General features: G+C 42.7%; 13 protein-coding genes. 3 read left to right on the top strand and 10 right to left on the bottom strand.

Features of this window, described 5'->3' with window-relative positions:
* Positions 1-31 precede the first annotated feature (31 nt).
* From IGK85_RS06190 to IGK85_RS06180, 3 genes are read right to left on the bottom strand one after another with little or no spacing between them, the layout of a single operon-like run.
* Positions 32-1204 carry an ABC transporter permease gene (locus IGK85_RS06190; RefSeq protein ID WP_008379779.1) on the bottom strand — a complete coding sequence of 391 codons (1173 nt, stop codon included), beginning with the start codon at positions 1202-1204 and terminating at the stop codon, positions 32-34.
* Positions 1191-2336 carry an ABC transporter permease gene (locus IGK85_RS06185; RefSeq protein ID WP_008379777.1) on the bottom strand — a complete coding sequence of 382 codons (1146 nt, stop codon included), beginning with the start codon at positions 2334-2336 and terminating at the stop codon, positions 1191-1193. Before IGK85_RS06185 ends, IGK85_RS06190 begins: the two co-directional genes overlap by 14 nt.
* Before the next feature lie 13 nt (positions 2337-2349).
* Positions 2350-3282, bottom strand: a complete 933-nt coding sequence (locus IGK85_RS06180) for an ABC transporter ATP-binding protein (RefSeq protein ID WP_005236700.1) — start codon at positions 3280-3282, stop codon at positions 2350-2352.
* Between the two features lie 86 nt (positions 3283-3368).
* Here IGK85_RS06180 and IGK85_RS06175 point away from each other — a divergent pair, with 86 nt between their 5' ends.
* Entirely contained in the window at positions 3369-4478 is a 1110-nt protein-coding gene (locus IGK85_RS06175) for a sensor histidine kinase (protein ID WP_429968718.1), read from the top strand.
* Positions 4475-5098: a response regulator transcription factor gene (locus IGK85_RS06170; protein WP_008379771.1), complete on the top strand. Its 624-nt coding sequence runs from the start codon at positions 4475-4477 to the stop codon at positions 5096-5098. Before IGK85_RS06175 ends, IGK85_RS06170 begins: the two co-directional genes overlap by 4 nt.
* 99 nt (positions 5099-5197) lie before the next feature.
* On the opposite strand, the gene IGK85_RS06165 is transcribed toward IGK85_RS06170, so the two are convergent.
* The 5 genes from IGK85_RS06165 to IGK85_RS06145 all read right to left on the bottom strand — a co-directional run bounded on the left by IGK85_RS06165 (position 5198) and on the right by IGK85_RS06145 (position 10574).
* Positions 5198-5425, bottom strand: coding sequence for a hypothetical protein (locus IGK85_RS06165; protein WP_005236708.1), 228 nt, complete (start codon positions 5423-5425; stop codon positions 5198-5200).
* A gap of 96 nt (positions 5426-5521) precedes the next feature.
* Entirely contained in the window at positions 5522-8182 is a 2661-nt protein-coding gene (gene recD2, locus IGK85_RS06160; RefSeq protein WP_008379768.1) for an SF1B family DNA helicase RecD2, read from the bottom strand.
* A gap of 20 nt (positions 8183-8202) precedes the next feature.
* Positions 8203-8856, bottom strand: coding sequence for a histidine phosphatase family protein (locus IGK85_RS06155; RefSeq protein WP_008379766.1), 654 nt, complete (start codon positions 8854-8856; stop codon positions 8203-8205).
* Between the two features lie 17 nt (positions 8857-8873).
* Positions 8874-9377 (bottom strand): tRNA (uridine(34)/cytosine(34)/5-carboxymethylaminomethyluridine(34)-2'-O)-methyltransferase TrmL, encoded by a 504-nt coding sequence (gene trmL / locus IGK85_RS06150; protein ID WP_008379765.1) that lies wholly within the window; start codon positions 9375-9377, stop codon positions 8874-8876.
* A gap of 354 nt (positions 9378-9731) precedes the next feature.
* Positions 9732-10574 carry a methyltransferase domain-containing protein gene (locus tag IGK85_RS06145; RefSeq protein ID WP_008379763.1) on the bottom strand — a complete coding sequence of 281 codons (843 nt, stop codon included), beginning with the start codon at positions 10572-10574 and terminating at the stop codon, positions 9732-9734.
* 102 nt (positions 10575-10676) lie between these two features.
* Between IGK85_RS06145 and IGK85_RS06140 the strand changes: the two genes are divergently transcribed.
* Entirely contained in the window at positions 10677-11318 is a 642-nt protein-coding gene (locus IGK85_RS06140; RefSeq protein WP_008379762.1) for a copper homeostasis protein CutC, read from the top strand.
* A gap of 75 nt (positions 11319-11393) precedes the next feature.
* On the opposite strand, the gene IGK85_RS06135 is transcribed toward IGK85_RS06140, so the two are convergent.
* Together IGK85_RS06135 and IGK85_RS06130 are read right to left on the bottom strand one after the other, a co-directional pair.
* Positions 11394-13175 carry an ABC transporter ATP-binding protein gene (locus IGK85_RS06135; protein WP_005236718.1) on the bottom strand — a complete coding sequence of 594 codons (1782 nt, stop codon included), beginning with the start codon at positions 13173-13175 and terminating at the stop codon, positions 11394-11396.
* The gene (locus IGK85_RS06130) at positions 13162-14913 is read right to left on the bottom strand and encodes an ABC transporter ATP-binding protein (RefSeq protein WP_008379757.1); all 1752 of its coding nucleotides are present in this window, start codon (positions 14911-14913) and stop codon (positions 13162-13164) included. Before IGK85_RS06130 ends, IGK85_RS06135 begins: the two co-directional genes overlap by 14 nt.
* Positions 14914-14943: the final 30 nt, after the last annotated feature.

Raw genomic sequence — 14943 nt, 5'->3', positions numbered from 1 at the left:
ACGATTTGTATCGTTTTTTTCTGTGTACCTGTTAGTTTTCCGCTGAGTTGTACTGCCAACGAGGACTTCCTTCTTTTCCCAAAACAAAATGAATCATTGAAAATACTGCTGCAAATGCAACCAAGACAAAGCCATTGAACCAAAACGATTCAGTAAACCCTTGATTGTACGTGAGGGTCTCGCTAATCAAGGTATTGTTTTGAACAAACCAATACGTTGGTGTAAACGCCGCGATTTTATTGACGATATCTGGCAGGAAATTAGCTGATACAAAGACACCACCGATAAAACAGCTGCCGGTTATAAAGATATTGCTGATCCCGCCGATTGCTTCTGAATTTTTCACCAGGGAAGTGACACACGCCGAGAAGCTGATGACTGGCAATAAAAACAAGAACGTGTTCAAAATGTGGTACCAAGCTGCTGTATCCCAAGACGTGCGGATCACTAATAACACCATCAGTAATAAAAAGCCGAAAGTTAAGAGCAGCGAATAACTGATCAAGCTTAACAGGATTTTCCGCTGTAAGACACGTTTAGCAAGAGGGGCACTCTGGTTTCGCTTGCTGATTGCTTTGCGATTAAAGGCCATATTGATCACGCCAAACCCGCTAAATATTGATAGAAAGAGACCATATGACAATAAGTTAAAGGTCATGCCTGTTAACATTTTTTTCATTCGTTGACTATATTCTGTACTGAGTTCAACTTGCCCAGTGACGGCTAGCGCTGTTTGTGCTTGTTCTATCGCCTCACTAACTGTTTTACCTTCTTCTTTAAAAAGCAAAAGCGTCTGTAAGTACGTGTTCACTTGCTGGGTGACAATGGTTTTAGAGAAAGCATCTGGCCGGCTTTGAATCTCGATTGCTGGCATCTGGCCGGCCTCCACCTGTTCCGTGAAATCTACTGGTAAATGCAAGACGATGTTTATGCGATTAAAATAAAGGGCATCATCAATTTCTTTTTGTGAGGTACCCTCCAAAGTGACCAAGGTCTGCTTCTCCTTCAAGTAGTCCCGAAGACCGTCAACGACTGGCGACTCCTCTTCACTGATCAAAGCAATGTTGGCTTCTTGTAAAGAGGTGTTTTCGACGTCGATGCTTTGTGCATAAAAGAATGTAACTCCCACAGTGATCAGTACTCCAATTAGTAAGTTCGACTTATTGGCCTTCAGTAAAGTCCAAATCGTTTTATAAAGCGTCATAGCGCACCCCTCTTTCGATCCAAGCATTTCCAATTGCGAAAAGGACGATAAAGCCAGTCAACCATAAAAGATTGGTATAAAAGCTAGCCAGATCTGTATAGTAGTATAATTGATAGAGACTTTCACTGATCAAATTGACGAGATTTATTTGCCCCAGTATCGGCACATGTAGATCAAGCCAATACTTGATTTGTTCCGAGCCCATCATCCCGGCAAAAAAGCTCATCGCCATCGTCACGGAAATCAAAATGCCATCCTTTTGCACCAGATTCATTTTTGGCGTCAGATTTCCAATCAATGTTCCTAGCAAAATCGCACACAATGATCCCAATGCGGCAACCAGTAGTAGCCACTGCCATCGTTCACCAAAGTCTACTTGATAGACAAAACGAAAAACCGCTAAAATAATGTAGACTTCTACTAACACAATCGTAAAACTCGCCGCTAAATTCGCACTTGAAACCAATGTGCGTTTTCTTGGTATCAAGGAAAGCCGAATCCCATTCGCGGATTGATTGGCTTGCTGATCCTGAACATTGCGAACACCCCACATCGTCCCATAGAGGATCGCCATCCCAATCAAAGTAAAGAAATAAAAACTTTTAACACTCATGTCACGATCAGCATTCACTTCTTGAAAAGTCGCTTCCTGTTCAAACGCGGCCATAATTGGTGCAAGATCAAGCGTTTCAAGTTCTGCTGCTTTACTAGAAATAATCGCTGTACGTTGTAAAAATTGATCCATTACATTTTTCATCAACGTCTGACTCATGCCCGCTTGCCCCACATGGAGTGAAATCGTTTCGTCAGCTATCAGATAAAACCCAGCTAAATCACCCGCATTCAGCTCTTCAACTGCCTCTGCTTCTGATAGTTCCTTAAGATCAAATAATGGTTTTTCATTGATTTCCACTTGTTCAAGGACCGCGGAAAAATTTTCCGAAAGCGCTGATTGATCCCCGTTTTTTACGATTCCCGTCGTGATTGTCTCTAAATTTCCTGCTTGATCGATCTCCCCAAAGGCCGCCATAAACATTAGGCCTAAGAGAATGGGAAACGCCAACGTCCAAAACAGCATGGATTTATTTCGCAACAGCACTTTTGTGCGATATTTGTAAAAATGCCAAAACATGTTTTCCCCTCCTTTAGTCTCTCAATTCCTTGCCCGTGATCTCTAAAAAGACATCATTTAAGGTCGCTTCTTTGGTTGCAATTTTTCCGTAACTGATTTTCTCTGCTTGTAAGAGCGTCAAAATGGGGAGCAAGACCGTATTGAGTTCCGTCGTTGTTACTTGGAGCTGTCCCTCTTTATAAACGATCCCGTCAGCAGTAATGGTGGTTTGAATTGTAGCCAATACATGGTCTGGCAGTAAGGGGATGTCGATGGTCAAACGATCTGCCGTGCGTACCATGTCTTTCAGAGATTCCTTGGTCCCTTTGGCAATCACCTGTCCCTGATCCATAATCACGATCTGGTCACAAAGAATTTCCACTTCTTCCATGTAATGGGTCGTATAAACGATCGTTGCTCCTTGGCGATTCAGCTCTTTGATGCTTTCCAAAATTTTATTACGACTTTGGGGATCGACGGCGACTGTTGGTTCATCTAAAAAAATCAAGCGTGGCTTATGAGCGATCCCACAGGCAATATTCAACCGTCGTTTCAAGCCACCACTCAGCTCACCTGGATGGAAAGTCACGAAATTTTCCAATCCCACTAATTGTATGACTTCTTCGATCAATGCTTGCCGTTTCTCTTTGTCAGCAACATATAAACCACAAAAATAATCGATATTTTCTTGTACACTTAGTTCTTCAAAGACGGCAACATCTTGAGGAACGACGCCGATCATTGCTTTAACGGCATAGTTTTCAGGGGTCATGGTTGATCCAAACAGTTTAATGGTGCCTTTGTCATAATTTAGCAAAGAGAGCATACAATTGATAGCAGTCGATTTCCCACTACCGTTTGGTCCCAATAATCCTAAAACTTCCCCTTCTTGTACTTGCAGATCAAAATGATTCAATGCCACAAAATCCCCATAGCGTTTAACTAATTTATCAATTTCAATAATCATGATGAAAAACTCCTTCCAAATTTCTTGTTAATCTGACTATAATAAAGTTTAAGAAAAGAAACTAGTGACGATTGACCAAATCAACTATGACATTTGTCACAATGAAGGAGTCTGCCATGTCCAAATCTCGACTACTCAGCGAAGCTGGCTTTCTACTCGCAATCTCGTTGCTTCTATTGGTAAATCAAGGATTTGTTGCCGTACAAGTCATTTTTTTGCTGATCGCTATTTTCTTCACTGGTGTCAGTTATTTATTGCCAAGGAAAGCAAGCTGGTTTTTTCAAGTTATTCTATTGCTTCTATGTACTTTTTGGCCAGAGCTTGCCCTCTTTCTGCCTGCAATGATGCGGGTGATCGCTCCTGAAGAAAGAAAAGATGACATTCTATCTTTATTAGGATTTTTATTGATCCCAACAGTTGGCAATCAATCCCCCTCCAAGATCGCCTTTGTCATCCTTTTGTTGCTTTTTGCTTTTTACTTACGTAAAAAAGAACAGCGAATGTCTGCTCTTGAGAAAAAGTACATCGCTTCAAAAGATACTCATTGGGAAAAACAGCAGCAATTATCGCAGCAAAACAAAGTACTAGCCTTATCACAAGAAACAAAATTGGCCTTACAAATTGCCGAAGAACGAAATCGAATCGCGCGAGATATCCATGACAATGTTGGCCATCTGCTGTCGAGTGCCATTTTGCAGATTGGCGCACTTGAAATGATCAATCAAGAACCAAAACTGAATGAGCCCTTAGCAAATTTGAGTGCTACGGTTCACACTGGGATGGATCGTATCCGCCAAAGCGTTCATGATCTCCATGAGACATCGATTACTTTCCAACAGTCCTTAGAGTTTCTGATTGCTGATTTTCCATCTTCAGTCACGATTGAAGGAACCTTATTTGAAGGATTGAACGAAGCCCAGCAAAATTGTTTCTTAATGGTGATCAAAGAAGCCTTGACCAACAGCATCAAACACAGTCATGCCAAAACCGTTGTCTTGCATTTTCGGACACTGCCTGCTTTTTTCCGCTTGCAAATCACCAATGATGGCGTCCGCGAATCTCAAATTGCTAAAACTGGAATCGGTCTGAAAACGATGCGTCAACGGGTCCAAGAACAACAAGGACAAGTTCATATCTTACAAGAAAACCAACGCTTTCAGTTGACGATCATTTTACCAAAGGAGGAACACCAATGATTACTGTAGTTATTATTGACGATGATCCGTTTGTGACGACCTCGTTGCAAACCATTTTAGAAAGCACAGAAGAAATTCGTGTATTAGGCATCGGTCATTGTGCCAAAGACGCCATTGACCTCTATGAAACTCATCGTCCTGACGTTTTGCTGACGGACATCCGCATGCCGGAACAAACTGGGATCGATGCTGCCAAAGAAATACTGGCTAAATTTCCCCACGCGATCCTTTTGCTATTGACTACCTTCAAAGATGAAGAATACATTCGAGAAGCCTTTTCCATCGGTGTGAAAGGTTATTTGATCAAACAGAATTTACAGGCAATCATCCCTTCTGTCAAAGCCTCTTATAATGGCCAAGTTGTCTTTGGGAATGAAATCGTTGAGACCTTCACACAGCTAATGAAGAACGAACCATCAATTGACAATCAAGCTTCCTTTAGCGAACGTGAATTTGCGATCATCAAAGAAGTAGCAGCGGGTAAAAACAATAAAGAAATCGCCGATGCCTTGTATTTGAGTGATGGAACCGTTCGTAATTACATCAGCCAATTACTAGAAAAGCTGGGGTTACGGGATCGCACGCAATTAGCAATCTATTTTTATCAGCATTTACAGTGAGTCTCGTTAGACACAAAAAACCTGAAGAAATGCGCCTTTGCATTCTTCAGGTTTCTTTCTATTCGATTATTCAACAGTTGGTTTCTTCTTGGTAGAAAATCATGGATTTCCAGGACTGCCAGGATTCGTTGGGTTATTTGGTGTGTTAGGCGGGAAAATCGGCGCCTTATCTAACGTTTTTTCTAATCCTGATTCTTCCCGTTCGCCTCGTTCTGCATCAGGGCTTTCATCTAATTTAAATTCTTTTTCCATCTCATCCAATTTCTTAAAGTCGTTGCCAGATTCTTTTGCGAGTTTTGCTAATTTGTCTTCGGTTTCTTTCGCCATAATGTAACGCCTCCTTTTGATTTCAGCTTAGCATAAGAAGCTGAAAAACCAAAAGAAAGCGCTCACTAACAACCCATTTTTAGCATTTTCTCATCGTTATAATCCCTCGTTTTTTACGGGCATAAAGTCGTACGGAGAACAGTCCTTCATTCCAATCATTGGATCTACTAAATGCTTTTTGACCATCGTTAAGGTCAGCACACCATCGTTTTGCGTTTCTTCGATGAGTGCTTCTTCCCTCGTAGTCCCTTCACTTAGGACCTTATCCCCTGACAGAGGCTTGGCCGTTTCTGTCTGATCTGATGCCGACGGCTCAGGCTCGGCAAAAGCAAACAAGTCCAACCCACTATCTGGTGACTTTTCTGTCGCTTGCTGGTTAGCAGCAGCTTCAGTGCTAGGATTTTCCTTTGGCTTCGAAGCTACCATTTTTGCCTTCGTGTTCTCAGAGGAATCATTATAAAACGGATCATCGGCTTCCTCAAACTGAGCCAATTTCGCCCGTTGCAGCGGCGTCATTTCTTCCGTGCCATTGATACGTTCTTTTAATGTCGTTAAGCGAGTGGCAGATTCGTGACTGACACAGGTTTGGTAGGCTTGCGGTTCACCAAGTAAAATCAGCATCTCTTTGCTGCGAGTCACAGCGGTATATAGCAAATTGCGCTGCAGCATACGTTGGTATTGATGAACCATCGGCAAAATAACCATTTGAAATTCACTACCTTGGGATTTATGGATCGAACAACAGTAGGATAATGTGATCTTGTTCCATTCATTACGCTTATAGGTCACTTCGTTGGCATCAAATTGAATGACCAGTTCGTCAACCTTGTCTTCCGACTGTTTGGCTAGAGTGATCCCAACGATTTGGCCCATATCGCCATTAAACACGTTATCTTCAGGAGAGTTTACCAACTGCAAGACCTTATCGCCGATACGATACACCGTATCATTGAAGGTGACCTCTTTTTTGGTTCCATCGTTGGGGTTAAAAATCTCTTGCATCATTTTATTCAGAGCATCGATCCCAGCTGCCCCACGATACATCGGCGCCAACACTTGAATATCTTGCGGCGTATAACCTTTGTCTTTCGCCCGTTTCACGATCTGAGCGATCAACGGTTCGATCTTGTACGCATCACACGCAAAGAAAGAACGATCTTTTTGGTTTTGTGTAAAATCAGCAGGCAGCTGCCCGTTTTTGATGGCGTGGGCCAGTGGAATAATACTTGATCCATCTCCTTGACGATAGATTTCCGTCAATTCTTGTTTCGGGATCGCATCGATCGCTAGCAAATCATGAAGGACTTGTCCTGGTCCCACAGAAGGAAGCTGATCTTTATCCCCCACAAAAATCACTTGCATGTTTGTAGGGATCGACTTAAAGAGCGTATTCGCCAACCACGTATCGACCATTGACATCTCATCGACGATCAGTAAACCGCCTTCTAACTCTTTGGGACTAATCGATGGTGCTTTTTCACGGCCATTCAATCCTAACAAACGATGGATCGTACCACTTGGCAAACCAGTCGTTTCGTTCATCCGTTTGGCGGCTCGACCAGTCGGTGCTGCCAAGAGAATCGGAAAGGTTTCGTCGCTGTATTTTGATGGTTCTAAGTCCAAATCGTTCAACTCAGCAAATAATTGTACGATCCCATTGATCACTGTTGTTTTCCCGGTACCTGGGCCACCTGTCAAAATAAACAATGGCGATCGGATTGCTTCTTTGATCGCTTCTTCTTGCGAGGAACCATAGGTGATGCCTAAGTGCTTTTCTATTTTACGTAACGTTTTGCTGATTTTTTTCTCAGGATAGACGATTTCTTTTTTGCGGGAAAGCAAGCGTTCGATGGAACTGGCAATTCCCCATTCAGAAAAGTACAAACTATTTTCATATAAACGGGTTTCTTCTTGTTGGATCTTTCCTTCTTCCACTAGATGAATGATCGTTGATGCCAAATCGTCAGGCGCAATCTCAATGGGGCGGCTCGTTTCTAATAGGCGCAGTGTCTGCTCTAACAAATCTTGGGCGTGGATAAAGGTATTGCCCGTCTGCAAGGACTGGGCGAAGATTTGATGCAAGACCGCCGCTCGAAACCGTTGCGGTGACGAAGCCTCGATCCCCAGCTGTTCAGCGATGCCATCTGCACGTTTAAAGCCAATGCCTTCAATGTCTTCCACCAGCTGATATGGATTCTCCTCAATAATGGATAGCGCCTCATTTTTGTAGGCTTGGTAGATTGCAAAAGAAAGCTGACTACCAAAACCATAACGGCTCAAGCCAACGATCACTTGATCCATCCCATGATTTTGCCGAACGGTATCTAAAATCATTTTTTGCTTACTTTCATTCAATCCTGGAATCTGCTCCAACAATGTTGGTTCTTCCAGCATCCGGTCGATCGCTTCTTCTCCTAAAAGATCAACGATTTTTTCAGCGGTCTTCTTGCCGATCCCAGGAAATTTTTCTCCAGAAAGGTAGGCGATCAACCCTTGTTCAGAGGTCGGTTGTTCTTGTTGGTAGCTTTCGGCCTTCAACTGGACGCCATACTTGGGATGATTGACCAGCTCACCAAAAAACCGATACTTTTCCTCTTCTTGGATTTCGCCGAAACTACCAGTAACGACGATCTCCGAGTCTTTGTAGTCGGCATTATTCTCAGTGACTTTAACTAATAGTACTTTATAAAAATTGCTGGGATTCTGGAAAAAGATGGCGGCAACATGGCCGACAAAAAACGTTCTTTCTGGAATCATGGTGCCGCTCCTTTCATGGTTTACAATAAAGCGTCTAATCCTGCCTGATTGCTTAAAAAGCTTGCTTCATTCCAAAGTTTCAGCTCAAAAGGCAGTACTTTTTGGTCATTGGTCTCTAAAAGGCTTAAGCTGTTGTTGACTAGTCCACCTTGCTCTCTTAATTCGGCTAATGGTTTGCCTGCAAGCCACTGGATAGCAGCCGTAAAGGATGCCCCATGACCGACGAACAATAATGGGCCTTCATGCTGCATCACCGCATCCATGACGACGGTCTCGATCCGGCTCAATGTTTCTTGGATCGGCTCTCCCTTAAAGGCACTGGGATCGTAGCGATCAAGATGATTACGCAGATCAGTCAATTGTTGAGGATACTTCTCATGCATTTCATCGATAGAACGTCCTTCTAATTCACCAAGTCCGATCTCACGCAGGTTCTCATTATAAATAATTTCAACAGGGTGATGGAGCCTTGTTTGGATCTCTTGGGCAGTTACTTTTGCTCGTAAAGACGTGCTTGAATAAATCTTCTCAAAAGGAATAGCAGCCAGATGATCACCGAGCAGTTTGATCTCTTCATGACTTTCCGGCAATAACGGTGAATCCCCTAGCATCCCTTGAAAGCGGCGTGCTTGGTTCCACTCTGTTTTTCCGTGACGGGTAAAGTATAATTGCATCGAACAAGCCTCGTTTCTTAATCTAGTTTGTCGTTCTCATAATGGTGTGTCAATTCCAGCTGTGGGAAGCCTTGCTGCCGCAAAACTTCATAAATGATCAAAGCAGCCGTATTTGATAGATTTAGGGAACGAACATGCTCATCATTCATCGGAATGCGTAGGCATTTTTCGGCATGCTCACGCATAAAGCTTTCCGGAAGCCCCGTCGTTTCTTTCCCAAAAATAAAGAACTGATCATCATCTGCGGTATAATCGACGTCAGAATACACGCGATTGGCAAATTTCGAGATCAGGTACAACGGACGCTCTCCTAAAAAGTCCATAAAAGTAGCCAAATCTTTGTGATAGGTGATATTGACATCATGCCAATAATCAAGTCCTGCCCGCTTCAATTGCTTGTCATCCGTTGAAAAGCCTAGTGGCTCTATTAAGTGTAAATGAGTATTTGTTGCTGCACAAGTACGTGCAATGTTCCCCGTATTGGCCGGGATCTGAGGTTCAAAAAGAACGATGTGATTCATAGATAAAAACTCCTTTCGATCGGATATTGCCGATCGGTTCTCGCATTGATTTGTGTTTTTACACCTTACGTTTTCCATTTCATTCTCAATAGCTTCTTCAATAACTTCTATAGTACCATATTTTGGCACACTTGTTTTTCTAGAAACAACATTTTTTGTGTGCTTTTTTGGGCATAAAAAAAAACGTACCAACTCGGTGTCGATCACTGCGAGTCGTTACGTTAGTGAAGCTCTTTTCACTAACTTTTATCAGAACAGGAACCTGATAAAAACCAATGAAAAATGACTTGAGAACAATATATCACTCCCATGGCATGATTGCAAGAGTAAATAACAAAAAAGTTCAAAATATTTTCAGGAAATTTTCGCAATCAACACCTCAACATCAACAGTGATCTGTGTCAAAGGGGTCTGCCGCAGCTTTTCTTTCCTTTCCTCCGAAGCCCCCCACTCTAACGGCGACATGGCAAGTAAATCTTGCCGATTTTCTTCAGGGATCGCAAAAACATGCGTTACTCTTTGACGGGATGCGGTGGGATAGTGTTCAAAAAATTTGCTAACGACCCGTTCATTCGAATACTGCTGTTTTGTTTCGTCATCAGGATAAAAAGCGGCTCGTAGTTCTTTTAAATAATCCGCTGCTGGGACGACTTTGACCAACTGGCCACCCTTTTTTAGAATGCGGTTGAACTCCCCGTAATTTGACGGTGAAAACAGATTGAAAATCGTATCAAAGCTCGCTTCAGCAAACGGTAACTTAGTCAGATCCGCCACACACCAAAAAGCGGGTACGTTTTGATTGGTAGCTAGATAGACCCCGTCTTTGGCTATATCAAAACCGACAGCCGCTTGGGTCTTTTCATTGACCATCTGTGCAAGGAAACTGCCTTCACCGCAACCGACATCTAAAAGATACTCAGCATCCCCCAAAGCTGCTTTGATAGTCTCAAGGACTGGTGCATACATGCCGCTAGCGATCATACGTTGACGCGGCAAAAACAGTGCTTGATCATAATCTGCTTTAACTTGATGATCCAAAAAGAAAAGTGTGCCTTTCTTTGATAAGTCAAATCGATGACGATTTGGACAAACCAAGCCATTTTCGGTCGGGAAAAATGCTTGGCGGCACAACGGACATTCAAATAAGTGATAATGGGCGTTTAAAAAAAGGCGCCCGCGATCGATTTTTTTTAACATTCAACTTCCCTCATCTCTGCTCTACTTTAGCATATTCTTGTGGTAGAATGCTAGTGGATAGAATAACAAATCAATTGAACACCCATCTATTGGAGGTAAATCATGTTAAAAGAATTTTGTGCAGAAAATTATACCAATATTCCCTTAGCAATCGCCCGAGGTGCAAAGCGTATCGAACTCTGTGATAATTTAGCAGTCGGCGGAACAACACCAAGTACCGGCGTGCAAGAAGAAGTCCTGCAATATGCTGGCGAAAAAGGAATACCCGTTATGACGATCATTCGACCTCGGGGCGGTGATTTTGTTTACAATGATACAGAATTGAAAATCATGCATACCGACTTGATCGAAGCAAAAAAATTAGGAACAGACGGCGTTGTTCTAGGTTGCTTAACACCTAGCGGTTGGTTGGACGAAGAAGCATTGGAGCTATTGTTAGAAACTGCAGAAGGCTTGCAAGTTACTTTTCACATGGCATTCGACGCGATTCCTGCAGCGCGTCAATTCAAGGCGATCGATTGGTTAGCTGAGCATGGCGTACAGCGGATTTTGACCCATGGTGGTACTGCAGGCACCCCTATCGAAGCAAATTTCGATCGTCTGAAAGAATTGATCGCCTATGCTGGTGAGCGTTTAAAGATCTTACCTGGCGGTGGCATTTCCTATGAAAATGCCCAACAAGTTGCTGATATACTAGGTGTAAAAGAAGTTCATGGAACCAGAATCGTTGACCTTAACGATTAAGCTTGAGGGACACAAAAGAATCACGCAAAGAAATCCCCACAAACGATGCGTTTCAATCATTTGTGGGGATTCTTTTTATATGGCTTGCAGTAAGTCGTATTGTGATTGATACAAATGGTGGTACAAGCCTTTTTGTGCCATTAGCTGATCATGGTTACCAGATTCAGCGATCGTTCCCCCCGCCACGTAAAAGATTCGATCAGAATTTTTGATCGTGGATAAGCGGTGAGCAATGATAAAGGAGGTTCTGCCTTCTAACAGCTTCAACAATCCTTCTTGCAGCAATTCTTCTGTCTTCGTATCGATACTTGAGGTCGCTTCATCTAAGATCAAAATTTTTGGATCAGCCAACAACGCTCGGGCAAAGGAAATCAGTTGCCGTTGCCCTGCAGATAAAGTGCTTCCTCGTTCTTCGACGACGGTTTGATAGCCGTCTTTCAACTCCGTGATAAAGTCGTGAGCACGGACGATTTTCGCTGCTTCGATGATCTCTTCTTCTGTTGCATCTAATTTTCCATAGCGAATATTCTCTATGATCGTTCCTGAGAAAATAAAAGTATCTTGCAGCATGACCCCCATTTGTGAACGCAGCGATTCCAGCGTCACGTCACGAACATCCATCCCATCTACTTTAACACTGCCTTCATTGACATCATAAAAGCGGCTCAGCAAATTGATGATCGTGGTCTTTCCTGCACCAGTAGGGCCAACCAAGGCAATGCTTTCCCCGGGTTCGATGTGAAAATTGACATCAGAAAGAATGTTTTTGCCTTCTTCGTATCGGAAGGTCACGTGTTCAAAATCAACGGTCCCTTTCATCGTCGGCAATACTTTTGCATCTGGTTTGTCTTCGATATCTGGGACTTCATCCATCGTTTCAAAAATCCGTTCAAGATAGGCTGTTGCTGTAATCAAAGAATTATAAAAATTCCCGATGTTGATGACTGGATTCCAGAAATTATTGATATAACTGATAAAAGCGATCAGAGTACCTGTGCTGACAGCGACACCGATTTGGCGAATGCCGACAAAATAAATCAAACAAGTCGTAATGACTGAAATGTTTTGCACCCCAGGCCACATAAGAAACTGAATTTTGACAGCTTTCATCCAGGAAGTCCGATAATCATTGCTGACTTCTTGGAAAATCTCTGCATTTTCTTCTTCCCGTGCGAAGGATTGGGTAATCTTGATGCCGGCAATACTTTCATGAATGTAAGCATTTAAATTGGACTGTTTATTACTCAACTCCTGATAGGCTTTGCGCTGGTTATTTTTGATTACCATCACCATGATGAACAAAATTGGCAGCAACGCAAGGGAATATAGGGTCAATTTGAAGTCGATCGCAAACATAAAGATCAAGGTGATGATGACGTTGAAAACATCGGAAATCAAATTGATCAGGCCATTACTCAACAGGTCACTCAGTGTATTGATATAGTTTACGATGCGGATCAAGATCTTGCCATGGGGCCTTGTATCAAAATAAGAAAACGGCAGCCGCTGCAGATGTTCAAAAATATCAAAGCGCATATCCTTCAAAACATCTTGCCCAATATTCGTGATATGGTAAATACGATAACGCATGCAGACGCCAATAACGATCAAGGTCACTAGAAAGGCAGCTCCTAAAAGCAGCAATTGATTGACATTTTTCTCTGGAATCGATGAGTCGATGGCGATCTTCGTGAAAACGGGCGCCAGCATTCCTGCTAAGTTTGCCAGGATGATCGTAAATAGTACTTTCCCAATGCTTTTTTTATACGGTACGACGTATTGGGACAAACGCTTGAAATCCTTCCAGCTAAATTCCTGGTCTAATTCCTCATCCACATCAAATTTATTTCTCGCCATCTTCTTCACCTCCTGACAAGCCTAATTGTTTTTGATACACTTCATAGTATTTACCTCGCAGTTTGACAAGTTCTTCGTGGGTGCCTTGTTCAACGACCCGCCCTTTTTCCATCATCAAGATCTGATCGGCTTCTCGAACGGAGGAGATGCGATGCGCAATGATAAACGTTGTCTTCTCTCCAGTTAATTTCGTTAGTTCTTGTTGGATCTTCGATTCTGTTTCCATATCGACGGCAGATGTCGTATCATCCAAAATCAAGATCGATGGATCTTTCGCTAGAGCCCGTGCGAGGGAGATCCGTTGTTTTTGACCACCAGAAAGTCCGACGCCTCGTTCACCGACAATCGTCTCGTAGCCTTGAGGCATTCGAGAAATAAAGGTATCTGCATCGGCGACTACCGCCATTTGCCGAATAAAGCCTTCATCTGCTAAAGGATTTCCAAAAGCAATATTGTCAGAGATGGTATTAGAAAACAAGAAGACATCTTGCATCACCATTGAAATGTTTTCCCGCATTTGGCGCACAGGATACTCTTTGGCATTTTTCCCATCAATGAATACTTCCCCTTCAGTCGGGTCATAAAAACGACCGACTAAATTCACTAAGGTCGTTTTCCCAGACCCAGTTTCGCCTAAAATCCCTAACGTTTGTCCCGGCCCGATGGTGAAGTTGATGTTTTCCAACACATTTTGATCCGGGTCATCTGAAAAGTGGAACGAGACATCTTTGAATTCCACAAACCCTTTGATCGGTTCTAATTTTTCTTGTTGGTGAACCGGTATTTTCGATTCTTGTGCTAGCATTTGTCGAATTTTGATACAAGCTGCAGAAAATCGCTGAACATCGTTGATCAACCAACCGCTCATACGCATAGGGTTATTCAACATCCATAGATAGCCATTAAATGCAACGAGATCACCTAATGTCATCTCCCCATTGATTACGAAAATTCCGCCTAAGACTAAGGCAATGACTGACAAACTTCCTGCTAAGCCATCAAGCCATGGCAGATAAGTGCGGGAAACTTTGGCAGATGCCATGTTGCGGGTCTTAAAATCTTCGTTGTAGGAGCGAAATTTTTCGATCTCAAAATTTTCACGAGCAAAAGCTTTCACCACCCGATTGCCACCAATATTTTCTTCTACCATTGAGTTCAAGCGCGAAAAGCTCTCACGAATATCAAAAAACAGTGGGTGTGCTTTTTTAGACATGCGATTCGTCAACAGAAAAATGATCGGTGTGACAGCCACCAATGCCAACATCAATTTCCAATCAATAAAGCTCATGACCACCACCGCAGAAAAGAACCACAAGATACATTCAGCGATATTATAGGTCACCCAAGAAACAAAGTGGCGTATGGCATCAGTATCCCCGGTCATTCGTGCCATAATATCTCCCACCCGTGTGTGATTAAAAAAGTCGAAATCCAATTCCTGCAGTTTCTGATACAAGTCTTCCCGTAAATCGTATAGCGTATTTTGTCCGACCCGTTCAAATAAAATTTGATAACTATAGCGGACAATGGTGCGAATGACGGTCGTTGCGATCATGATCAACAGTAATGGAATCAATAAGTGCGTTTTTTGCTGATTGATGACATCATCGATCACCATTCCTCCCAAGTACGGATTAACAATGATCAGCGCTGCATTGATCACTAAAAACAGGATCGCCAATATGATTTTTCCGCGGTTCTTTTTGGCATAGCGCCAGATCCATTGTGTATTACTCATCTAATTCCCCCTCTCGTTGTTAAGCTTAGC

The organism is Enterococcus sp. AZ015 (genome assembly GCF_050499225.1).
Classification (GTDB): Bacteria; Bacillota; Bacilli; order Lactobacillales; family Enterococcaceae; genus Enterococcus_D; species Enterococcus_D entomosocium.
This window is presented reverse-complemented; position numbering and strand designations above follow the sequence as displayed.